A 20650-nucleotide genomic window follows, 5' to 3' on the forward strand; every position below is an offset into this window, starting at 1 on the left:
CCCGCGAAGGACCCAGACGCTCGGGGGGGCGAGTGGTCCGGAGAGGGATGGTCGGGCGAGCCGGTGGGGTCGGGGGGCCCCGCCGGCCGCTGATCCGGCGGGGCGCCGTTGGCCCGGGGGGGCGGTCAGTGGGCGATGTCCGGCTTTGCGGGCACCTTTGGCGGGACATTCGACGCGAAGAAGGGCCGGATCTCGGTCCCGGCGAATTTCCGCGCCATCCTGGCCCGCACCGGCGCCGAGGAGATCGTCCTGCGCCCTTCCCGCCACGCACCCTGCATCGAGGTCTGGCCCGAGCCTGCCTACATGGCCGAGGTCCAGCGCCGGGTGGAGGGGCTGAGCCCGCTCTCCGCCGAATACCAGAACGTCATGCGCAAGCTGGTCTCGCGCATCCACACGCTGCGCCCGGATGCCGAGGGACGGATCGTCATGCCGAAGGAACTGGCGGAGAAGGCCGGGCTCGACGGCGAGATCCAGTTCTCCGGCCTCGGCGCCTTCTTCCAGATCTGGTCGGCCGCGAAGCTCGCGGAGGAGGAGGCGCGCCTCGCCGCCGAGGACGAGGGGGGCGACGTATGAGCGACGCCGCGCCGCAGGGCCATGTCCCGGTCATGCTGGCCGAGGTGCTGGCGAGCCTCGCGCCGCGTGATGGCGCGACCTATTGCGACGGCACCTTCGGGGGTGGCGGCTATGCCGGCGCCATCCTCGCGGCCGCCAACTGCACGCTCTACGCCATCGACCGCGATCCGGATGCCATCGTCCGCGGCGCCGCGCTCGCCGCCCGATTCGCCGGACGGCTTCATTTACTGGAAGGCCGTTTCGGCGAGATGTCGTCGCTGCTGGCGGCGCGCGGCGTCACGGCGCTCGACGGCGTCGTGCTCGATCTCGGCGTCTCCTCCTACCAGCTCGACGAGGCCGAGCGGGGCTTCTCCTTCCGGGCCGACGGACCGCTTGACATGCGCATGGAGAAATCTGGCAGGTCGGCGGCCGACCTGGTGAACACGCTGGGCGATTCGGAAATGGCCGACATCCTCTTCACGCTGGGCGAGGAACGGCACGCGCGGCGCATCGCGCGCGCGATCGTCGCGGCGCGGCGGGAAGCGCCGATCGAGACCACCGGCCGCCTCGCCGAGATCATCCGCGCCGTGACGCCGCGCGACCCCTCCGGCATCGACCGCGCGACACGCAGCTTCCAGGCGCTGCGACTCGCGGTGAATGACGAGCTGGGCGAGGTGGAGCGCGGGCTCGAGGCGGCGGCGCGGCTGCTCGCACCGGGCGGCCGACTCGTCGTTGTCGCCTTCCATTCGCTGGAGGACCGGATCGTGAAACGCTTCATGGTGCAGGCCGCGGGCCGCAGTGCCGGCGCCTCGCGCCACGATCCCGCAGTGCTCGCCGGCCGGGCCGCGCCCGCCGCCTTCCGCCTCCTCACGCCGAAGGCGCTGCGCCCCGGCGATGCCGAGACCGACGCCAACCCGCGCGCCCGCTCCGCGAGGCTGCGTGCCATCGAACGCCTCGTTTCCCGGGACGCCGCATGATCCTCCGCCCGATCAGCCTGCTGACCTTCACCGCCGCGGCGCTCGCCGGGCTGCATCTCTATCAGACCAAGCACGAGGTCGCGCTGCTCGACCGCGAGCTGCGCGGCATCGCCCGGGCGATCGACGAGGCGAATGACCGCACCCAGGCGCTGCAGGCGGAATGGGCCTGGCTGAACGAGCCGGAGCGGCTGCGCGGCGTGGCGCAGCGCCACCTGCAGCTCGAGCCCATGCAGCCCGCGCAGTTCATCCGGCTGAACGAGGCGGAGCGGCGGCTGCCCGCGGTCGCCGCCTATGACGGCCCGACCGCGCTCTTCGCCGAGCGCGCCCCGGCCGTGCCGGAGGGCCCGGTGCAGCTCGCCCTGCTGCCGCGCGTGCCGGAGCCGGTGCAACTGGCCCGCCCCGCCGCGCCGCCGGTGGCGACGCCGCCCGTGGCCGCCCCGGCGCCCGCCGCCCAGCCGGTCGTCCTCGCCCTGCCCGCCGCGCCGCCGCGCTCCGAGGCGCCGTCCGCGCCCGAGGGCGCCGCAGCGCGCCCGGCGCCGGAGGTCGCCTCGCCCCGCCCCGCCGCGCCGCCCGTGGTCGTCGCCCGCCCGGCCGAGGCGCCGCGCCAGCTCGAACTGCCTGCCCGCGTGCCGGAGAGCCGGCCCGCCCCGGTCGAGATCGCCCGCATCGCCGCGCCGCCGCGGCCGGTCGCCCCGGCGCCCCGCCCTGCTCCGCGCCAGGCGCCGGACGTCGCCTCCCTGCCGCCGATCGCCGCGCCGGTCAGGCCGGCCGTCGCGCAGGTCGCCCCGTCGGTGCGGCCGGCCGCCACCCAGGTCGCGCCGCCGCCCTCCGCCCCGGTGGTCCGCCCGGCCGTCACCCAGCTCGCCACCGCGGCGCCGGCGGCACCGCGCGTCACCGATGCACCGGCCGTCTCGCTCGGCTCCGCCCTCGGCGGCCGGTCGCTGCTGCCGCCGCCGGTGCCCTTCGGCAGCGCCAATGCCTCGACCCTCAGCGGAGCGGGGATGCGATGAGCCAGGCCTCCGGGCTTGATGACCTGCGCCCACCGCCCTCCCCGCACGCGCCGCCCGCCGGGCGCGCCCTGCCGGGTGGCGGGACCGCCACACCCACCCGTCCCGGCGCGGGCGCGCTGGTGCGTGTCAGCGCGCCGGAGCTGGCGCGCCGCGGGCAGCTGGAGGTCACGCGCGGCCGGCTGCTGATCGCCGCCGCCGGCTTCGCCGTGCTGTTCGGCGCGGTCGGGCTGAAGCTGTCGCTCGCCACCCTGATCGACCCGATGCAGCCGAAGCTGCGCCCCGCCGCGCGGGTGCCGACCGGCGAGCCGACCGTGAGCCGCGCCCCGGTCACCGACCGCAACGGGGAGGTGCTGGCGGTCTCCCTGCAGGTGACGGAGCTCTACGCCAACCCGCAGGAGATCAACGATCCAGTCGCGGCGGCGGACCGCCTGCTGCGCGTGCTGCCCAACCTGGACCGGGAGCGGCTGATCGCCCGCATCAGCCAGCGCACGGTGGGGGACAGCGACCGGCCGGTGCAATTCGCCTATATCGCCCGCAACCTGCCGCCGCGGCAGCAGCAGGCGATCAACGACCTCGGCATCCCGGGCTTCCATTTCCGCCCCGCCGAGCGGCGCTTCTACCCGCAGGGCCGGTCGGCCGCGCATATCCTCGGCCAGGTCGATGTGGACGGCCACGGCATTGCCGGCGTCGAGAAGTCCTTCGACGAGCGTCTGCGGACCGATCGCGCGCCGTTGCGCCTCTCGGTCGATGTCCGCGTGCAGGTCGCCCTGCGGGAGGCGGTGGAGAAGGCGATCGCCGACTTCAACGGCATCGGCGGCGCGGGCGTGATCATGGATGTCCACACCGCCGAGGTGCTGGCCATGGTCAGCCTGCCGGATTACGACGCCTCCGACCCCGGCGGGCTGCAGAAGCGCGCCGAGGCACCGACGGGCGATACCGCGGTCCGCATGGTGGCCGCCCGCGCCCCCGCCCCCGCGGCGCAGGCCCCGAAGCAGGACCAGGACCCGCGCTTCAACCGCGCGACGGTCGGCGTGTACGAGCCGGGCTCGACCTTCAAGCTGCTGACCGCGGCCATGGCGCTCGACCTCGGCACGGTGAATGTCTGGAGCGGCTTCGACGCCTCCCGCCCCATCCGCTACGGGCGCTTCCAGATCGACGACTTCAAGGGCAAGAACCGCTGGCTCGCGGTGCCCGAGATCATGGCCTATTCCTCCAATATCGGCACCGCCCATATGGCGATGACGGTGGGGCCGCAGCGGCACCGCGAGTTCATGGCCCGGATGGGCATGCTGAACCGGCTGCAGGTGGAACTGCCGGAGACCGCCCGGCCGCTGGCGCCCGGCCCGAAGGACTGGCGCGACATCAGCACCATGACCATCGGCTTCGGGCACGGCATTTCCGTCACCCCGCTACATGTGGCGAATGGCGTGGCGACGCTGGCCAATGGCGGCATCCTGCGCCAGCCGACGCTGGTGGCGCAGCCCCAGGGCACGGAGCGCGAGGGCACCCGGGTGATCTCCGAGAAGACCTCGGACACCATGCGCCGGCTGATGCGCCTGGTCGTCACCGACGGCTCGGGCAAGGGCGCCGAGGTGCCGGGCTACTTCGTCGGCGGCAAGACCGGCACGGCGCAGAAGACCGGGCCGCGCGGCGGCTATCTGGAGAACAAGCGCATCGCCGCCTTCGTCGGCGCCTTCCCGATGAATGCGCCGCGCTACGCCATCTACGTCATGGTGGACGAGCCGAAGCCGAACGCCCGCAGCCATGGCTATGCCACGGCGGGCTGGGTGGCGGCGCCGGCGGCCGGCGCGGTCATCGCGCGCGTCGCGCCCATCCTCGGCATGGTGCCGGAGACCGAGCGCGCGCCGCAGATCCAGCAGACCATCGCCATCCCGATGCAGCCCGGCCGGCCGCCCGCGGCGGCCCGGCCGCCCGTCGCCACCCCGGGCGCGCCGCCCGCCGCGCCCCGCGCCAATACCCCGGCGGCGAACGCGCCCGCCTCCCCGCTCCAGCCCGTGCCGGTGCCGCCGGCCGGGCTGCAGCCCCCGGCAATCCGCCGGACGGACGCCCCCGTCACGGCGCCCGTCCCGGTCCGGCTCGCCGCTGTCCCGGCCGCGATGGACGAGGCCGGCCTTGCACCTCGATGAACTCCTCCGCCATGCCGGGCTGCCGCCGGCCGATGGGCCGGCGATCGCGGGGCTGACCGCGGACAGCCGGGCGGTGCGGCCCGGCTTCCTGTTCGCCGCCCTGCCGGGTGCGCGCGCCGATGGCCGTGCCTTCATCGGCCAGGCGGTGGCGCAGGGCGCTGCCGCGGTGCTGGCGCCGGAGGGCACCACCTGGCCTGACGGCGTTCCCACCCGCCCGCTGGTCACCGCCGCCGATCCGCGCCGGGCGCTGGCCCTGCTGGCGGCGGCGCTGGAAGGGGCGCAGCCCGCGACGGTGGTCGCCGTCACCGGCACCAACGGCAAGACCAGCACGGTCGATTTCCTCCGCCAGCTCTGGACGCTGGACGGGGCCAAGGCCGCCTCGCTCGGCACGCTCGGCCTGATCGCCGAGGGCTTTCCACCCGGGCCGTCCCTGACCACGCCGGACCCGGTCGCGCTGCAGGCCCAGCTCGGCGCGCTGGCCCGCGCCGGCTTCGGCCATGCCGCGATGGAAGCCTCCTCGCACGGCATCGAGCAGCGCCGGCTGGACGGCGTGCGGCTCGCCGCCGCCGGCTTCACCAACCTGACGCGCGACCATCTGGACTACCATGGCAGCATGGCGGCCTATCGCGCCGCCAAGCTGCGGCTGTTCGAGGCGCTGCTGCCGCGGGATGCCGCCGCCGTGGCGAATGCCGATATGGAGGCGGAGACTCTCGCCGCCCTCCGCGCCATCGCCGGGCGGCGCGGCCTCAGGCTGCTGACGGTGGGCGAGGCGGGCGGCGAGTTGCGGCTGCTGGCCCAGCGCCCGCTGCCGGACGGCCAGGAGCTGGAACTGCAAGCCTTCGGGGCCCGCCATGCGCTGCGCCTCCCCCTGCCCGGCCGCTTCCAGGCGGACAATGCGCTGATGGCCTGCGCGCTCGCCATCGCCGCGGGGATGCCGGCGGCGCGCGCCCTCGCCCTGCTGCCGCGCCTCGCCGGCGTGCGCGGCCGGATGGAACTGGCGGCGCGGCTGCCGAACGGCGCGGCGGTCTATGTGGACTATGCCCATACCCCCGACGCGCTCGAGCGGCTGCTGGCCGCGCTGCGCCCGCATGTCGGGCCCGGCGCGTCGCTGCATGTGGTCTTCGGCGCCGGCGGCGACCGCGACCCGGGCAAGCGCCCGCTGATGGGCGCGGCCTGCGCCGCGCATGCCGACCGCGCCTGGGTGACCGACGACAACCCGCGCTCCGAGGACCCGGCGGCGATCCGCGCCGCGGTGCTCGCGGGCTGTCCGGGCGGGATCGATGCCGGGGAGCGGCGCGCCGCCATCGCCGCGGCGCTCGCCGCGCTCGGCCCCGGCGACGTGCTGGCGGTGGCCGGCAAGGGGCATGAGAGCGGCCAGACCATCCGGGGCGTGACCACGCCCTTCGATGATGCGGCGGTGGTGCGGGAACTGGTAGGGGGCGCGGCATGACCCTCTGGACCGCCGATTCCCTGCGCGCCGCCACCGGCGGCACTCTCCCCGGAGAGGCCGCCGTCACCGGCGTCTCGATCGACACGCGCAGCCTCGCGCCGGGCGACCTCTTCGTCGCGCTGCGCGATGCGCGCGACGGCCATGACTTCGTCGCGGAGGCGCTGGCGAAGGGCGCCGCCGCCGCCATGGTGGACCGGAACCCGCCGGGCGTCGCCGCGGAGGCGCCGCTGCTGCGCGTGGCGGACACGCTTGAGGGGCTGCGCGCCCTCGGCGCCGCCGGCCGCGCGCGCTGCGCCGGCAGGATCGCCGCGGTCACCGGCAGCGTCGGCAAGACCGGCACCAAGGAGATGCTGCGGCTGCTGCTCGGCGCGCTCGGCCCGACGCATGCCGCCGTCGCCTCCTACAACAACCACTGGGGCGTGCCGCTGACCCTCGCGCGCATGCCCGCCGACTCGGCCTTCGCCGTCATCGAGATCGGCATGAACAATCCGGGCGAGATCCTGCCGCTCGCCCGCCTCGCCCGGCCGCATGCCGTCGCCGTCACCACGATCGGCGAGGCGCATATCGGCCATATGGGCAGCCTGGAGGCGGTGGCGGAGGAGAAGGGCAGCATCGCCGGCGGCCTCGTGCCGGGCGGCATCGCCGTGCTGCCGCGCGATTCGGAGTTCTTCCCGCGCCTCGTCGCCATTGCGGAATCGGCCGGGGCCGGCCGGATCATCGGCTTCGGCCACGACCCGGCCGCCGAGGTGCGGCTGCTCGAGGCCGGCATCCTGCGCGATGGCAGGACCCGGGCGGTTCTCTCGGTGCTGGGCCGCAAGGTGGATATCACCATGCCGGCCATGGGCCTGCATCATGCCGCCAATGCCTGCTGCGCATTGGCACTGGTCGAGGCGCTCGGACTAGATGCCGCCCGCGCCGCGCCGGCGCTCGCGGCCTATGCGCCGGGGGCCGGCCGCGGCGCCCCGCGGGAGATCGCGGTCGCGGGCGGCACCGCCCTGCTGATCGATGAGAGCTACAACGCCGCCCCGCCGGCCATGCGGGCGGCGCTGCAAACCCTCGCGCTGCGGCCCGGAGCGCGCCGCATCGCGGTGCTGGGCGATATGCGCGAACTGGGCGAGTTCTCCGCCGCGCTGCATGCGGGCCTGGCGCCCGAAGCGGCGAAGGCGGACCTCGTCTTCTGCTGCGGGCCGGAGATGGCGCGGCTCCACGCGCTGCTGCCAGCGGAAAAGCGCGGCGCGCATGCGGCGGACAGCGCCGCGCTCGCGCCGCTGGTGAAGGATGCGCTGCGTCCGGGCGACGTGGTGCTGGTCAAGGGCGCGCTGGGCAGCCGTATGGCGCTGGTGGTTCGGGCGCTGACGGAGTCGATTTCGTGATCTTCAATTTCCTAGCACCCTATGCAGAGGAATTCGCCCTCTTCAACCTGGTGCGTTACACCACCTTCCGCGCCGGCGCGGCCTGCCTGACCGCGCTGGTCTTCTCCCTCGTCCTCGGGCCTGCCGTCATCCACTGGCTGCGCGGCTTCCAGCGCGGCGGCCAGCCGATCCGCGAGGACGGGCCGCAAAGCCACCTCGTCACCAAGAAGGGCACGCCCACCATGGGCGGCGTGCTGATCCTGCTGGCGCTGGTCCTGGCGACCCTGCTCTGGGCCGATCTGCGCAGCGGCCTGGTCTGGGCGGTGCTGGTGGTGACCGTAACCTATGGCCTGCTCGGCTTCGCCGATGACTGGCTGAAGGTGACCAAGCGCAACACCAAGGGCGTCTCCGGCCGGATGAAGCTGCTGGTGCAGGGCGGCGTCGGCCTCATCGGTGCCGCCTGGATCTGGTGGCTGCACCCGCCGGCCATCGCCGGCGGCCTCGCCATCCCGCTCTTCAAGGAGGTGCTGGTCCCGCTCGGCCTGCTGTTCCCGCTCTTCGGGACGCTGGTGATGATGGGCGCCTCCAACGCCGTGAACCTCACGGACGGGCTGGACGGCCTGGCCATCGTTCCGGCGATGATCGCGGCGGGCGTCTTCGCGCTCATCGCCTATCTCGTCGGCAACCGCGTGCTGGCGGATTACCTGCAACTGCATGCGGTGCCGGGGGCGAACGAGCTTGCGGTCTTCTGCTCGGCCCTGATCGGCGCCGGCCTCGGCTTCCTCTGGTTCAACGCGCCCCCGGCCGCGGTCTTCATGGGCGACACCGGTTCGCTCGCCCTCGGCGGCGCGCTCGGCGCAGTGGCCGTGGCGACAAAGCATGAGATCGTGCTGGCGATCGTCGGCGGCCTCTTCGTCGTCGAAACTGTCAGCGTCATCATCCAGGTCTTCTGGTACAAGCGGACCGGGCGCCGTGTGTTCCTCATGGCGCCGCTGCACCACCATTTCGAGAAGAAGGGCTGGGCGGAGCCGACCATCGTGATCCGGTTCTGGATCATCGCGATGGTCCTGGCGCTCGTCGGGCTCTCCACACTGAAGATTCGATGAGCGCATTCAAGCCTTTCACCGGCGAACGCATCGCCCTGGTCGGCCTCGGCAAGGCGGGCCTGCCCGCCGCGCAGCGGCTGGCCGAATGGGACGCCGAGGTCACCTGCTGGGATGACAGGCCGGAAGGCCGCGCGGCGGCCGAGGCGGCCGGACTCGCGATCGCCAATCCAGCGGAGGGCGCCTTCCGCTGGGATGCGCTGCTGCTCTCCCCCGGCATCCCGCATCTGCTGCCGCAACCGCATCCTGCGGCGGTGGCGGCGCGCGCCGCGGGCCGGCCGATCCTCTGCGATGTCGAGTATCTCTACCGCGCGGTGCGGGCGGCGGGTTCCTCCGCGCGCTTCCTCGGCATCACCGGGACCAACGGCAAGTCCACCACCACGGCGCTGCTGCACCACATGCTGACGCAGGGGAAGGTCGCCTCCGAGGTTGGCGGCAATCTTGGGCCGGCGGCACTTTCCCTCAAGATGTTGGGAGGGAATGCCGTATACACCTTGGAAATGTCGTCTTATAGTTTAGAGCGCCTCGATTCGATTCGCTTCAATGGTGCCGTCATGCTGAACCTGTCAGCGGACCATCTCGACCGGCATGGCACCATGGCCGGCTATGCCGCGGCGAAGCGGCGGATCTTCGCCGGCCAGCAGCCCTCCGACCTTGCCGTGCTCGGCATGGATGATGCGGAAAGCCGCGCGATGCGCAGCGCCGTGACGGGGCGACTCGTGCCGATTTCCGGCGAGGCCGCGCAGCCCGGCGGGATCTGGGCCGAGGGGAGCCTGCTGCGCGACGGGGATGGCGCGCTGCTCGATCTGCGGGAAGCGCCGGCGCTGCCCGGCTGCCACAATGCGCAGAACGCCGCCGCCGCCGCCGCCGTCGCGCTCGATCTCGGCCTCTCGCGCGCCACGGTCGCGGAGGCGCTGCGCAGCTATCCCGGCCTGCCGCACCGGCAGGAGCGCGTGGGCGAGATCCGGGGCGTCCGCTTCGTCAACGACAGCAAGGCGACCAATGCCGACAGCGCCGCCCGCGCGCTGGCGAGCTACGACCGCGTGGTCTGGATCGCCGGCGGCACGGCGAAGGAGGGCGGGATCGAGAGCCTCGCCCCCTTCTTCCCCCGCATCGCCCGCGCCGTGCTGATCGGCCGCGACGCACCGATCCTGGCCGAGACGCTCTCCGCCCATGGCGTGCCCTGCGACATGGCGGGGACGCTGGAGGCCGCCCTGCCGGCAGCCGCGGCGGCCGCCTTCGCCGGCGCGGCGCCGGTGGTGCTGCTCTCGCCGGCCTGCGCCTCCTGGGACCAGTTCACCGGCTACGACCAGCGGGGCGACCGCTTCCGCCAGCTCGTCGCCGCGCTCGCCGCCCCCACCGCAGGGAGGGCCGCCTGATGGCCATCAGCCGCGCCGACAATTCCGTCCTGGGCCGCTGGTGGTGGACCATCGACCGCTGGACGCTGGCCGCGCTGCTGGCGCTGATCGGCTTCGGCTACGTGATGATGCTCGCCGCCTCCCCGGCGGTCGCCGAGCGCGTCATCGGCAGCGCGGCGCGCAGCCTGCTGCTGGCGAAGCAAGTGGTCTTCCTCGGCCTCGCCGCCTCGCTGATGGTCATCGTCTCGATGCTCTCGCCGAGGGGCGTGCGGCGCTTCGCCCTGCTGGGCTGCCTCGGCGCCCTGGCGCTGACGGCGGCGACGCTGGTGATCGGCTTCGAGACCAAGGGCGCGCGGCGCTGGCTGAACATCCCCCTGCTCGGGACCATGCAGCCTTCCGAGTTCCTGAAGCCCTGCCTGGCCGTGGTCACGGCCTGGCTGCTGGCGCTGGGCAAGGATGCGGCCGCGGCCCGGCTGGCGGCCGGCAAGCCGCGGGACTGGGGCATCCTGCATGGCCGCACGCTCTGGCCGGCGCTGGCCCTGCTGCTGCTGGCGGTGGTCACGGTGGTGCTGAAGTCCCAGCCGGATTTCGGCATGCTGATGGTGGTGGTCTCGGTCTTCCTGGCGCAGTTCTTCGTCGCCGGGCTGAACCTGGTGCTGGTGGGCGTCTGCGCCGCGGGCGGCGTGGCGCTGGCGATCAGCGCCTATTTCATCCTCCCCCACGTCCGCAGCCGGGTGGACCGCTTCCTCGACCCCGCGGCGGGCGACACCTTCCAGATCACCAAGTCCATGGAAGCCTTCGGCCATGGCGGGCTGTTCGGCCGCGGCCCAGGCGAGGGGCGCGTCAAGAACATGATCCCGGACGCGCATGCCGACTTCGTCTTCGCCGTGGCGGGGGAGGAGTTCGGCTTCATCGTCTGCGCCGTCATCCTGCTGCTCTTCGGCTTCGTCGTGGTCCGCGGGCTGTGGCGGCTGATGGCCGAGAGCGACATGTTCGTCGTGCTGGCCGCGACCGGCCTGCTGGCGCAATTCGGGCTGCAGGCCTTCGTCAACATGGCCTCCACCCTGCACCTGATCCCGACCAAGGGCATGACCCTGCCCTTCGTCTCCTATGGCGGCTCCTCGGTGCTGGCGATCGCGCTCGGCATGGGGATGCTGCTGGCGCTGACCCGCAAGCGCGGGCCACGGCTGGAGGGGCGGGAATGAGAGGCCCCGCCGTGGATCCCATCGTCATCGCCGCGGGCGGCACGGGCGGGCACATCTTCCCCGCCGAGGCGCTGGCCGCCGAACTGCTGGCGCGGGGCGAGCGCATCGCGCTGATGACCGATGCGCGCTCCTCCGCCTTCGACAGCCCGGCCTTCGCCAATGCCGAGCGCTTCGTGCTCAGGGGATCGGGCCTTTCGGGCCGCGGCGCGCTGCGGGCGGCCAAGGGCGCCATGGCGCTCGCCGCCGGCACGCTGCAGGCGCGCGGGCTGCTGCAGCGGCTGCACGCCGCCGCCGTGGTCGGCTTCGGCGGCTATCCGAGCGTCCCGCCCCTGCTCGCCGCGCTGACCATGTTCGGCGCGCGCCCCGCCACCGTGCTGCACGAGCAGAACGCGGTCCTCGGCCGCGCCAATCGGCTGATCGCGCCGCGCGCCGACCTGCTCGCCCTCTCCCATGCCGCGACCGCCGGCGTGCCGAAGGGCGCGCGCATCGAGGTGGTGGGCAATCCGGTCCGCCCCGCCCTCGCGGCGCTCGCCGGCGGCGGCTATCCGGGCACCGATGGCGCGCTGCGCCTGCTGGTGCTCGGCGGCTCGCTCGGCGCCCGGATCTTCGCCGATATCGTGCCGGAGGCGGTCGCCGCCCTGCCGGAGGCGCTGCGCGCCCGGCTGCTGGTCGCCCAGCAATGCCGGCCGGAGGACCTGAACCGGGTGCGGGAGGCCTATGCGGCCGCCGGCGTGCCGGCCGAGCTCTCCGCCTTCTTCCCCGATGTCGCCGGGCGGCTGGCCGGCGCGCATCTGGTGGTGGCGCGCGCGGGCGCCGGAACGGTCGCGGAACTCGCCTGCGCCGGGCGGCCCTCCATCCTGGTGCCGCTGCCGCACGCCATCGATGACCACCAGGCCGCCAATGCCCGGGCGCTGGCCGAGGCGGGCGCCGCCATGGTCATGCCGCAGGCGGCGCTGACCCCGGCCGCGCTCTCCGCCCAACTGGCGATGCTGCTGGGCGACCCCCGTGGCCTCGCCCGTGCCGCCGCGTCCGCCGCGAAGCTCGCCCAGCCGGAGGCGGCGCGGCGGCTCGCCGATCTCGTCCTCTCCCTCGTACGGGCCAAGGCCCGGCAGGATTCCCCCTGAATGCGCGCCCTGCCCCTCACCATCGGCCCCATCCATTTCGTCGGCATCGGCGGCATCGGCATGTCCGGCATCGCGGAGGTCCTGCACAACCTCGGCTACCAGGTGCAGGGCAGCGACATCGCCGAGGGCTACAATGTCGCCCGCCTGCGCGAGGCCGGCATCCCGGTCGCGGTCGGGCATGACGCGGAGAATCTGGGCGCGGCGCAGGTCGTCGTCGTCTCGACCGCGGTGAAGAAGGACAACCCCGAGGTCCAGGCGGCGCGCGCGCGCCTCATCCCGGTGGTGCGCCGGGCCGAGATGCTGGCCGAGCTGATGCGTCTGAAATGGTCCATCGCGGTCGGCGGCACCCATGGCAAGACCACCACCACCAGCCTTGTCGCCTGCGTGCTGGAAGCCGCCAAGATCGACCCCACCGTCATCAATGGCGGCATCGTCAACGCCTATGGCACCAACACCCGCCTCGGCGAGGGCGAGTGGATGGTGGTGGAGGCGGATGAGAGCGACGGCTCCTTCCTCCGCCTGCCCTCCGTCGTGACGGTTGTCACCAACATGGATGCCGAGCACCTGGACCACTGGGGCACGGCGGAGGCGATGAAAGAGGGCTACGCCCAGTTCGTCAGCAATATTCCGTTCTATGGTTTCGCGGTTCTCTGCCTCGACCACCCCGAGGTGCAGGCGATGATTCCGAAGCTCGACCGCCGCATCGTGACCTACGGCTTCTCGCCGCAGGCCGATGTGCGGGCGGAGAAGCTGCTGACCGACCGCATGGGCGCGACCTTCACCGTTTCGGTACAGGACCGCGCGACGGGCCGCGTGCGCACGATGAAGCCGATGCGCCTGCCCATGCTCGGCCAGCACAATGTGCAGAACGCCCTGGCCGCCATCGCCGTTGGTGTCGAGATGGACATCGACGAGGAGACCATCCGCAGCGCGCTGGCGGGCTTCAAGGGCGTGAAGCGGCGCTTCACCCGCGTGGGCGAGGCCGGCGGCATCCAGGTGATCGACGATTACGGCCACCACCCCGTCGAGATCGCGGCGGTGCTGAAGGCGGCGCGCCAGGCCGGCGCGCGGGACGTGATCGCGGTGGTGCAGCCGCACCGCTATTCCCGCCTGGCGACGCTGTTCGAGGATTTCTGCACCTGCATGAACGATGCCGGCACGGTGATCGTCGCCGATGTCTATGCCGCGGGTGAGGCGCCCATCGAGGGCATGGACAAGGATTCGCTGGTGGAGGGCCTGCGCGCCCGCGGCCATCGCAGCGTGGTGCCGCTGCCGGGCCCCGATTCGCTGGCCGAGATGGTGAACGCCATCGCCAAGCCGGGCGACTATGTGGTCTGCCTCGGCGCCGGCAGCATCACCAACTGGGCGCATGCGCTGCCGGAACAGCTGATCGCGCTGCAGCCGGGCGGCCGCCTCGCCGCCGCGAGGCGCGCATGAGCACGCGGATGAGCGATCGGGCGATTCCTGCCATCCGCGGCCGCGTGCAGGCCGGGGCACCGCTTGCGCCCTTCACCTGGTTCCGCGTCGGCGGGCCGGCGGAGTGGCTGGTGCGGCCGGCGGACGAGCAGGATCTGGTGGCGCTGCTGGCGGGCCTGCCGGCCGGCATGCCGCTGGCGGTGCTCGGCGCCGCCTCCAACCTCATCATCCGCGATGGCGGCCTGCCGGGCGTGGCGCTGCGCCTCGGCGGCGCCTTCGGCCAGGTGATGGCCGAGGCGGACGGCGTCGTCGCCGGCGCCGCGGCGCTGGACATGACCGTCGCGCAGCATGCCGCGGCGGCGGGGCTCGCGGGCCTGGAGTTCCTCTCCGGCATCCCGGGCAGCATCGGCGGCGCGGTCGCGATGAATGCCGGCGCCTATGGGGCCGAGGTGAAGGACGTGCTGGACTGGGCGGAGGTGGCGACCGCGGAGGGCATCCGCCGGCTGCCCGCCGCCGATTTCGCCTTCGCCTACCGCCACGCCACGCTGCCGCCCCGCGCCGTCATCACCCGCGCGCGCTTCCATGCGCGGCCGGGCGATGCCGCGCAGATCGCCGCCCGCATGGAGGAGATCAAGGCGACGCGCGAGGCGACGCAGCCCGTGCGCGCCCGCACCGGCGGCTCCACCTTCAAGAACCCGCCGGGCGCCCGGGCCTGGGCGCTGATCGACGCCGCCGGCTGCCGTGGCCTCGCGCGCGGCGCCGCGCAGGTCTCGGAGAAGCACTGCAACTTCCTGCTCAACACCGGCGGCGCGACCGCCGCCGAGCTGGAGGGCCTGGGCGAGGAGGTGCGCGCGCGCGTGCTGGCGCAGTCGGGCGTGGCGCTCGAATGGGAAATCAGGCGCATCGGCGTGACGGAGCCGGGCGCCCCGATGCAGGCCTCCGGCCCTTCGGTCATCGGAGCGGAAGAATGACCCGCGTCGCGGTCCTCTATGGCGGCATCTCGGCGGAGCGGGAGGTCAGCCTCTCCTCCGGCACGCAGTGCATCGCCGCGCTGCGCGAGGCGGGCTTCGAGGTGACGCCGATCGAGGTCGGCGCCGACCTCGCCGCCACCATCGCCGCCCTCACCGTGGCGAAACCGGATGTCGTCTTCAACACCCTGCATGGCCGGTTCGGCGAGGATGGCTGCATCCAGGGCGTGCTGGACTGGCTGCAGCTTCCCTATACCGGCTCGGGCGTCCGCGCCTCCGCCATCGCCATGGACAAGCCGGCCGCCAAGGCGGTGCTCGCCGCCGCCGGCCTGCCGCTGGCGGAGCACAGGCTGGTCACGCCGGAGGAGCTGGAGGCGGCCGATCCCATGCCGCGCCCCTTCGTGGTGAAGCCGCCGAATGAGGGCTCCTCGGTCGGCGTGACCATCCTGCGGGAGGGCGACAACCGGCGCGCGACGATCGCCCGCGAATGGCACTTCGGCCCCCATGTCATGGTGGAACCCTTCATTCCTGGCCGCGAGCTGACCGTGGCCGTGATGGGCGACCGTGCCCTGGCGGTGACCGAGATCGCCACGCATCTCCAGTTCTATGACTATGAGGCGAAATACGCCGATGGCGGCAGCCGCCACGTGATCCCGGCGCAGATCGACCCGCGAGCGACCGCCGCGGCGATGGCGGCCGCGGTCGCGGCGCATCGCGCCCTCGGCTGCCGCGGCGTCTCCCGCGCCGATTTCCGCTATGACGACACGGCCGGCGAACCCGGCCGCCTCTATCTGCTCGAGGTCAACACCCAGCCCGGCATGACCGCGACCTCGCTGGTGCCGGAACAGGCCGCGCATGTCGGCATCCCCTTCCCCGCGCTCTGCGCCTGGATGGTGGAGCAGGCCCGCCATGGCCCCTAGCCCGGCCCGCACCCGGCGCGATGGCGGCGGCCGCAGCCGCGCCGCGGTCAGCAGCGTGCCGCAGCGGCCCTCCTCGCTGCGGCTCTGGCTGCGCCGCCGGCGCAACCTGCTGCGCCCGGCCGGCCTCGGCCTGCTCGGCGCCGGTGCCCTCGTCGCGGCCGGCCTCGCGGTGATGGCGGCCGACCCCTATGGTCGCCTCGCCGCCCTCTGGGACGGCGCGGCGGAAATCGCCGCGAGCGGCGGGCTGCAGGTGAAGGAAGTCACGCTGGAGGGCATCCACAACACCCCGCCCGAGCTGGTGCGGGAGGCGTTGGCGGTGCGCCGCGGCGACCCCATGCTCGCCTTCGACCCGCATGAGGCGAAGGAGCGGCTGGAGCTGATTGCCTGGGTGGAGCGCGCGCATGTCGAGCGTCACCTGCCCGGCAGCATCCGCGTCCGGCTGCAGGAACGCCAGCCCTTCGCCATCTGGCAGCGCGAGGGGAAATTCTCGGTCATCGACCGGGAGGGCAAGGTGGTCGCGACCGAGAATGTCGGCGCCTTCGGCCGCCTGCCGCTGGTCGTCGGACCCGGCGCCGACCGCGCCGCGGCGCCCATGGTGGATGCGCTGCGCGGCGCGCCGGAGGTGCAGGAGCGCGTGCACGCCCTGGTGCGCGTCTCCGAGCGGCGGTGGAACCTCAGGCTGCGCAACGGCGCCGATGTACTGCTGCCGGAAGGGCAGGAGCCGGCGGCGATCACCCGGCTCGCGGAGTTGCAGAAGGTCCAGGGGCTGCTCGACCGGCCGCTGGTGGCGATCGACCTCCGCCTGCCGGACAAGCTGGTGCTGCGCCTGCCGCCCGGGCAGCAGCCGGCCGAGCAGCAGGCGCCCGCCACCCAGCGCGGAAGGAGCGGACGCGGATGAACCAGCTCGCCCGCCTGCCGCCCGCCATCGATCCGCCGGCGCCGAGCCGCCGCCGCCGCGGCGCCAAGCCTGGCACCTTCGGCGTGCTCGACATCGGCACCACCAAGATCGTCTGCATCATCGCCCGCATCGAGAATGACGGCGAGCCGCGCGCCCTCGGCTTCGGCTGGCAGCGGGCGCGCGGCATCAAGGGCGGCAGCATCATCGACCTGGAGGAGGCCGAGCGCGCCATCCGCGCCGCGGTCGGCCAGGCCGAGGACATGGCCGACACCCAGCTGAAGAGCGTGGTGGTCAATCTCTCCTGCGGCCAGCCCGAATCGCGCCACCAGAACATCCAGTGGCCGATCAACGGCCGCGCGGTGACCGAGGCCGATCTGCGCGCCATCCTGCATGAAGGGCGCCGGCGCAGCGCGGAGGACGGGCGGGAGACGGTGCATGCCTTTCCGCTCGGCTTCACCGTGGATGCGACGCCGGGCGCCAATGATCCGCGCGGGATGATCTGCGACCAGCTCATCGCGCGGCTGCACCTGGTGGATGCGGCCCAGGCCGCGCTGCGCAACCTCGGCGCCTGCCTGCTGCGCTGCGACCTCGAGGTGCAGGAACTGGTCTCCGCCCCCTTCGCCGCCGGCCTTGCCACGCTGGTGGAGGATGAGAAGCAGCTCGGCGCCACGGTCATCGACATGGGCGGTGGCACCACCTCCTTCGCCGTCTTCGCCGAGGGCCACCTGCTGCACACCGCGCAGCTCCCGGTCGGCGGCTGGCATGTGACGAACGACCTGGCGCGGCTGCTCTCGACGCCGGTCGCGCATGCCGAACGGCTGAAGACGCTGCATGGCGGCGTGCTCGGCGCGCCGGAGGACGAGAAGGAATGGCTGCCCGTGCCGCTGGTGGGGGAGGAGGACGACCAGATCGCCCGCATCCCACGCGCCATGGTGGTCGGCATCATCCGGCCCCGGCTGGAAGAGACCTTCGAGCTGATCAAGGACCGGCTCGACGCGGCCGGCCTCAGCCAGGAGATGGGCCGCCGCGTGGTGCTGACCGGCGGCGCCAGCCAGCTGGTCGGGGCGCGGGAACTCGCGGCCCGCGTGCTGGACCGCCAGGTGCGCAGCGGCCGGCCGCATCCGGTGCGCGGCCTGCCGGAGACGGCGCAGGGCCCCGCCTTCGCCGCGCCGCTCGGCCTGCTCACCTGGTGCGCCGGCGAAGGCCGGCCGCTGATCGACCTGTTGCCCGGCCTCGACCGCCCGCCGGGCCTGTTCCGCCGCATCGTCAATTGGCTCCGGGATCGCGCCTGATGATGGAGTCAGGACACACCCCGCCGGAAATTCCTGTGGATGAAATTCGACTCACGGTTTCGTTACCAGGACACGAATCGCTTCACGCCGCTAGGAACGCCTGAGGAGATGCCCGCATGACGCTCAACCTCACCCTGCCCGTCGCCCAGCACACCGATTTCAGCCCGCGCATCACCGTCATCGGGGTCGGCGGCGGCGGTACCAATGCGGTCAACAACATGATCGCCATGGGCCTGGAGGGCGTGGAGTTCGTGGTGGCGAACACCGATGCGCAGTCGCTCATGCACAGCAAGGCGGAGCGCCGCGTGCAGCTCGGCCCGCACCTGACGCAGGGGCTCGGCGCCGGTGCGAAGCCGGAGATCGGCCGCGCCGCGGCGGAGGAAGCGACCGAGGAGCTGGCGAAGCACCTCGATGGCTGCCACATGGTCTTCGTCACCGCCGGCATGGGCGGCGGCACCGGCACCGGCGCGGCGCCGGTGATCGCCCGGATGGCGCGCGAGCGGGGCGTGCTGACGGTCGGCGTGGTGACCAAGCCCTTCGACTTCGAGGGACCGAAGCGCAAGCGCGGCGCCGATATGGGCATCGAGGAGCTGCAGCAGCATGTCGACACGCTGATCGTCATCCCGAACCAGAACCTGTTCAGGATGGCGAATGAGCGCACGACCTTCGCCGAGGCCTTCAAGATGGCCGATGCCGTGCTGTACGACGGCGTGCGCGGCGTGACCGACCTGATGATCAAGCCGGGCCTGGTGAATCTCGACTTCGCCGATATCCGCACCGTCATGGCGGAGATGGGCAAGGCAATGATGGGCACCGGCGAGGCCGAGGGCGACGACCGCGCAGTGAAGGCGGCCGAGAAGGCGATCAGCAACCCGCTGCTCGACGACGCCTCCCTGCGCGGCGCCCGCGGCGTGCTGATCAACATCACCGGCGGCTACGACATGACCCTGTTCGAGGTCGACGAGGCCGCGAACCGCATCCGCAAGGAAGTGGACGAGGACGCCAACATCATCTTCGGCTCCTCGGTCGAGGAGGACCTGAACGGAAGGCTGCGCGTCTCCGTCGTCGCCACCGGCATCGATGCGGTGGTGCCGCAGCCCGTCGCCGGGGCGAAGCCGGAGGGGCTGACCGTGGTCCCCGGCGGCCGCACCGCCGGTGCCACGGGCCGTCCGGCCGTCGCCCAGGCGCCGGCCAGCCAGCCCGGCCCCACCCAGGCGCAGCGCCGCGCGGTGAACATCCCCGGCTCCTTCCTCCGCCCCGCCGTGAATGCCGGCCCGATGCCGGTCACCGAGCCGGTCCCGCAGGTGGTCGGCCCGGTGCCGGTGCCGGTGCCGGTCGATGAGCCGCAGGTCGTCGCCGCCCCGGTGGTGATGACCCCGGCCCCCTCCCCTAGTTCGGAGCCGGCCCGGCGCCCGGCGCCTGTGGTCGGCCCGGCCGAGGCGCGGCCCGCCCCTTCGGCGCCGGCCTCGACCGGCGGCGCCTTCCGCAACCTGTTCCGCAATGTCACGGGCGGCGGGCTGATGCGGCGGACCCTGCCGGAGCCGGCCCCGGCGCCGGTCGCCCAGCAGCTGGTGCCCGAGGCACCGGCCGGCCGCCCGGCGACGCGCGCCCCGCAGCAGGATGACATGGGCCTCGACATCCCGACCTTCCTGCGCCGCCAGTCGAACTGAGCCCGGCCGGCATCCCGGTCATGGCAGCCGCCGCGGGCAACCGCGGCGGCTTTTTTCGCGCCACGGTCCGGCCACATTTTGCAGCGCCAAAAAGAGGCAAATTCAAGGCCTTGCAGCGTAATATGAGGAAACAAGGCTTTATTCGCCGCAGCGCAAATACAGTGCCACTTATGCGCTGGGAGTCCTGCCGGAAGGCATGGATCCAGGGTTCGCAGAGGCAGGCATGGACGGTTACATCGCGCTTGAGACAGGTCGCCGCCGGACGCTGAAGGCCGCCATCGGCTGCGTCGGCATCGGCCTGCACAGCGGCCGTCGCGTGGCGCTCACCCTGCGCCCCGCTGCCGCCGGCACCGGCATCCGCTTCCACCGCACCGATATCGGGCTGGAGATTCCGGCGATCTTCGACCATGTGGTCGATACCCGCCTCTGCACCGTACTGGCCTCGCCCGAGGCGCCGCAGCACCGCATCGGCACGGTCGAGCATGTCATGGCCGCGCTGGCCGGCTGCGGCGTGGACGATGCCGTGATCGAGCTCGACGGGCCGGAAGTGCCGATCCTGGACGGCTCCGCCGCTCCCTTCGTCTTCCTGATCGACTGCGTCGGCCTCACCGCCCATGGCGGATTCGGCAGCGGCAAGGCGGAGGCGATTGAGGTGCTGCGCCCGGTCCGGGTGCAGGAGGGCGAGGGCCCGAACGCCGCCTGGGCGGTGCTCTCGCCCACCGGCGGCGACCGGTTCGAGGCCGCGCTGACCATCGACTTCCCGAACACCGCCATCGGCCGGCAGTCCCTCTCGCTGCGGCTCTCCCCGCAGGTCTTCCGCGCCGGACTCGCCGATGCGCGGACCTTCACCCTGGCGGAGGATGTGGCGCGGCTTCGCGCCGCCGGCCTCGCGCTCGGCGGCAGCCTGGCGAATGCCGTGGTGGTGGACGGGCCGGCGGTGCTCAATCCGGGCGGGCTGCGCCGGCCGGATGAGTTCGTGCGGCACAAGATGCTGGATGTGGTGGGCGACCTGGCGCTGGCGGGCGCGCCGATTCGCGGCCGCTTCAGCGGCCACCGCTCCGGCCATGCGCTGAACAACAGGCTGCTCCGGGCGCTCTTCGCGGACCACGCCAACTGGCGCGCCCTGCCGGCCGGCGCCTCGGTCGAGGGCGGCGGGCGCGTGCCGGTGGCCGCTGCCGCCGCCGCTGCCGTCGCCTGACCCATCCCGC

17 protein-coding genes are annotated in these 20650 nt (G+C 73.3%); all 17 read left to right on the forward strand.

What is annotated here, in order from left to right; all coding sequences use genetic code 11:
• The first annotated feature begins 135 nt into the window (after positions 1–135).
• Positions 136–573 carry a division/cell wall cluster transcriptional repressor MraZ gene (locus tag LHA35_RS14755; protein WP_226609100.1) on the forward strand — a complete coding sequence of 146 codons (438 nt, stop codon included), beginning with the start codon at positions 136–138 and terminating at the stop codon, positions 571–573.
• Positions 570–1529: a 16S rRNA (cytosine(1402)-N(4))-methyltransferase RsmH gene (rsmH, locus tag LHA35_RS14760; RefSeq protein WP_226609104.1), complete on the forward strand. Its 960-nt coding sequence runs from the start codon at positions 570–572 to the stop codon at positions 1527–1529. Before LHA35_RS14755 ends, rsmH begins: the two co-directional genes overlap by 4 nt.
• The gene (ftsL, locus tag LHA35_RS14765) at positions 1526–2539 is read left to right on the forward strand and encodes a cell division protein FtsL (protein WP_226609106.1); all 1014 of its coding nucleotides are present in this window, start codon (positions 1526–1528) and stop codon (positions 2537–2539) included. The genes rsmH and ftsL overlap by 4 nt, the downstream gene beginning before the upstream one ends.
• Positions 2536–4686: a peptidoglycan D,D-transpeptidase FtsI family protein gene (locus LHA35_RS14770; protein WP_226609108.1), complete on the forward strand. Its 2151-nt coding sequence runs from the start codon at positions 2536–2538 to the stop codon at positions 4684–4686. The genes ftsL and LHA35_RS14770 overlap by 4 nt, the downstream gene beginning before the upstream one ends.
• The gene (locus tag LHA35_RS14775) at positions 4673–6136 is read left to right on the forward strand and encodes a UDP-N-acetylmuramoyl-L-alanyl-D-glutamate--2,6-diaminopimelate ligase (protein ID WP_226609110.1); all 1464 of its coding nucleotides are present in this window, start codon (positions 4673–4675) and stop codon (positions 6134–6136) included. The genes LHA35_RS14770 and LHA35_RS14775 overlap by 14 nt, the downstream gene beginning before the upstream one ends.
• Positions 6133–7509 carry a UDP-N-acetylmuramoyl-tripeptide--D-alanyl-D-alanine ligase gene (locus LHA35_RS14780; RefSeq protein ID WP_226609113.1) on the forward strand — a complete coding sequence of 459 codons (1377 nt, stop codon included), beginning with the start codon at positions 6133–6135 and terminating at the stop codon, positions 7507–7509. Before LHA35_RS14775 ends, LHA35_RS14780 begins: the two co-directional genes overlap by 4 nt.
• Positions 7506–8594, forward strand: a complete 1089-nt coding sequence (gene mraY, locus LHA35_RS14785) for a phospho-N-acetylmuramoyl-pentapeptide-transferase (RefSeq protein ID WP_226609115.1) — start codon at positions 7506–7508, stop codon at positions 8592–8594. Before LHA35_RS14780 ends, mraY begins: the two co-directional genes overlap by 4 nt.
• Positions 8591–9970, forward strand: a complete 1380-nt coding sequence (gene murD, locus LHA35_RS14790; protein ID WP_226609117.1) for a UDP-N-acetylmuramoyl-L-alanine--D-glutamate ligase — start codon at positions 8591–8593, stop codon at positions 9968–9970. Before mraY ends, murD begins: the two co-directional genes overlap by 4 nt.
• Positions 9967–11154 carry an FtsW/RodA/SpoVE family cell cycle protein gene (locus tag LHA35_RS14795; protein ID WP_408902326.1) on the forward strand — a complete coding sequence of 396 codons (1188 nt, stop codon included), beginning with the start codon at positions 9967–9969 and terminating at the stop codon, positions 11152–11154. Before murD ends, LHA35_RS14795 begins: the two co-directional genes overlap by 4 nt.
• Positions 11151–12278: a UDP-N-acetylglucosamine--N-acetylmuramyl-(pentapeptide) pyrophosphoryl-undecaprenol N-acetylglucosamine transferase gene (locus LHA35_RS14800; RefSeq protein WP_226609123.1), complete on the forward strand. Its 1128-nt coding sequence runs from the start codon at positions 11151–11153 to the stop codon at positions 12276–12278. Before LHA35_RS14795 ends, LHA35_RS14800 begins: the two co-directional genes overlap by 4 nt.
• On the forward strand, positions 12279–13715 hold the full coding sequence (murC, locus tag LHA35_RS14805) for a UDP-N-acetylmuramate--L-alanine ligase (RefSeq protein WP_226609126.1): 1437 nt from the start codon (positions 12279–12281) through the stop codon (positions 13713–13715). It abuts the gene before it with no gap.
• Between the two features lie 8 nt (positions 13716–13723).
• On the forward strand, positions 13724–14665 hold the full coding sequence (murB, locus tag LHA35_RS14810) for a UDP-N-acetylmuramate dehydrogenase (protein WP_226609128.1): 942 nt from the start codon (positions 13724–13726) through the stop codon (positions 14663–14665).
• On the forward strand, positions 14662–15582 hold the full coding sequence (locus LHA35_RS14815) for a D-alanine--D-alanine ligase (protein WP_226609132.1): 921 nt from the start codon (positions 14662–14664) through the stop codon (positions 15580–15582). The genes murB and LHA35_RS14815 overlap by 4 nt, the downstream gene beginning before the upstream one ends.
• Positions 15572–16480 carry a cell division protein FtsQ/DivIB gene (locus tag LHA35_RS14820; RefSeq protein ID WP_226609135.1) on the forward strand — a complete coding sequence of 303 codons (909 nt, stop codon included), beginning with the start codon at positions 15572–15574 and terminating at the stop codon, positions 16478–16480. Before LHA35_RS14815 ends, LHA35_RS14820 begins: the two co-directional genes overlap by 11 nt.
• Positions 16477–17772, forward strand: coding sequence for a cell division protein FtsA (gene ftsA, locus LHA35_RS14825; protein WP_226609137.1), 1296 nt, complete (start codon positions 16477–16479; stop codon positions 17770–17772). The genes LHA35_RS14820 and ftsA overlap by 4 nt, the downstream gene beginning before the upstream one ends.
• Positions 17773–17888: 116 nt before the next feature.
• Complete coding sequence (ftsZ, locus tag LHA35_RS14830) at positions 17889–19442, forward strand: cell division protein FtsZ (RefSeq protein WP_226609139.1); 1554 nt, start codon at positions 17889–17891, stop codon at positions 19440–19442.
• Positions 19443–19665: 223 nt separating this feature from the next.
• A complete protein-coding gene (gene lpxC, locus LHA35_RS14835; protein WP_226609142.1) occupies positions 19666–20640 on the forward strand; it encodes a UDP-3-O-acyl-N-acetylglucosamine deacetylase in 975 nt (324 codons plus the stop codon).
• Positions 20641–20650 lie beyond the last annotated feature (10 nt).

It is taken from the genome of Roseicella aerolata, from assembly GCF_020523605.1.
Lineage (GTDB): Bacteria > Pseudomonadota > Alphaproteobacteria > Acetobacterales > Acetobacteraceae > Paracraurococcus > Paracraurococcus aerolatus.

Coding starts and splice junctions, on each gene's coding strand:
- LHA35_RS14755 (WP_226609100.1), top strand. CDS start 136: ATGTCCGGCTTTGCGGGCACCTTTGGCGGGACATTCGACGCGAAGAAG.
- rsmH (WP_226609104.1), top strand. CDS start 570: ATGAGCGACGCCGCGCCGCAGGGCCATGTCCCGGTCATGCTGGCCGAG.
- ftsL (WP_226609106.1), top strand. CDS start 1,526: ATGATCCTCCGCCCGATCAGCCTGCTGACCTTCACCGCCGCGGCGCTC.
- LHA35_RS14770 (WP_226609108.1), top strand. CDS start 2,536: ATGAGCCAGGCCTCCGGGCTTGATGACCTGCGCCCACCGCCCTCCCCG.
- LHA35_RS14780 (WP_226609113.1), top strand. CDS start 6,133: ATGACCCTCTGGACCGCCGATTCCCTGCGCGCCGCCACCGGCGGCACT.
- murD (WP_226609117.1), top strand. CDS start 8,591: ATGAGCGCATTCAAGCCTTTCACCGGCGAACGCATCGCCCTGGTCGGC.
- LHA35_RS14800 (WP_226609123.1), top strand. CDS start 11,151: ATGAGAGGCCCCGCCGTGGATCCCATCGTCATCGCCGCGGGCGGCACG.
- murC (WP_226609126.1), top strand. CDS start 12,279: ATGCGCGCCCTGCCCCTCACCATCGGCCCCATCCATTTCGTCGGCATC.
- murB (WP_226609128.1), top strand. CDS start 13,724: ATGAGCGATCGGGCGATTCCTGCCATCCGCGGCCGCGTGCAGGCCGGG.
- LHA35_RS14815 (WP_226609132.1), top strand. CDS start 14,662: ATGACCCGCGTCGCGGTCCTCTATGGCGGCATCTCGGCGGAGCGGGAG.
- LHA35_RS14820 (WP_226609135.1), top strand. CDS start 15,572: ATGGCCCCTAGCCCGGCCCGCACCCGGCGCGATGGCGGCGGCCGCAGC.
- ftsA (WP_226609137.1), top strand. CDS start 16,477: ATGAACCAGCTCGCCCGCCTGCCGCCCGCCATCGATCCGCCGGCGCCG.
- ftsZ (WP_226609139.1), top strand. CDS start 17,889: ATGACGCTCAACCTCACCCTGCCCGTCGCCCAGCACACCGATTTCAGC.
- lpxC (WP_226609142.1), top strand. CDS start 19,666: ATGGACGGTTACATCGCGCTTGAGACAGGTCGCCGCCGGACGCTGAAG.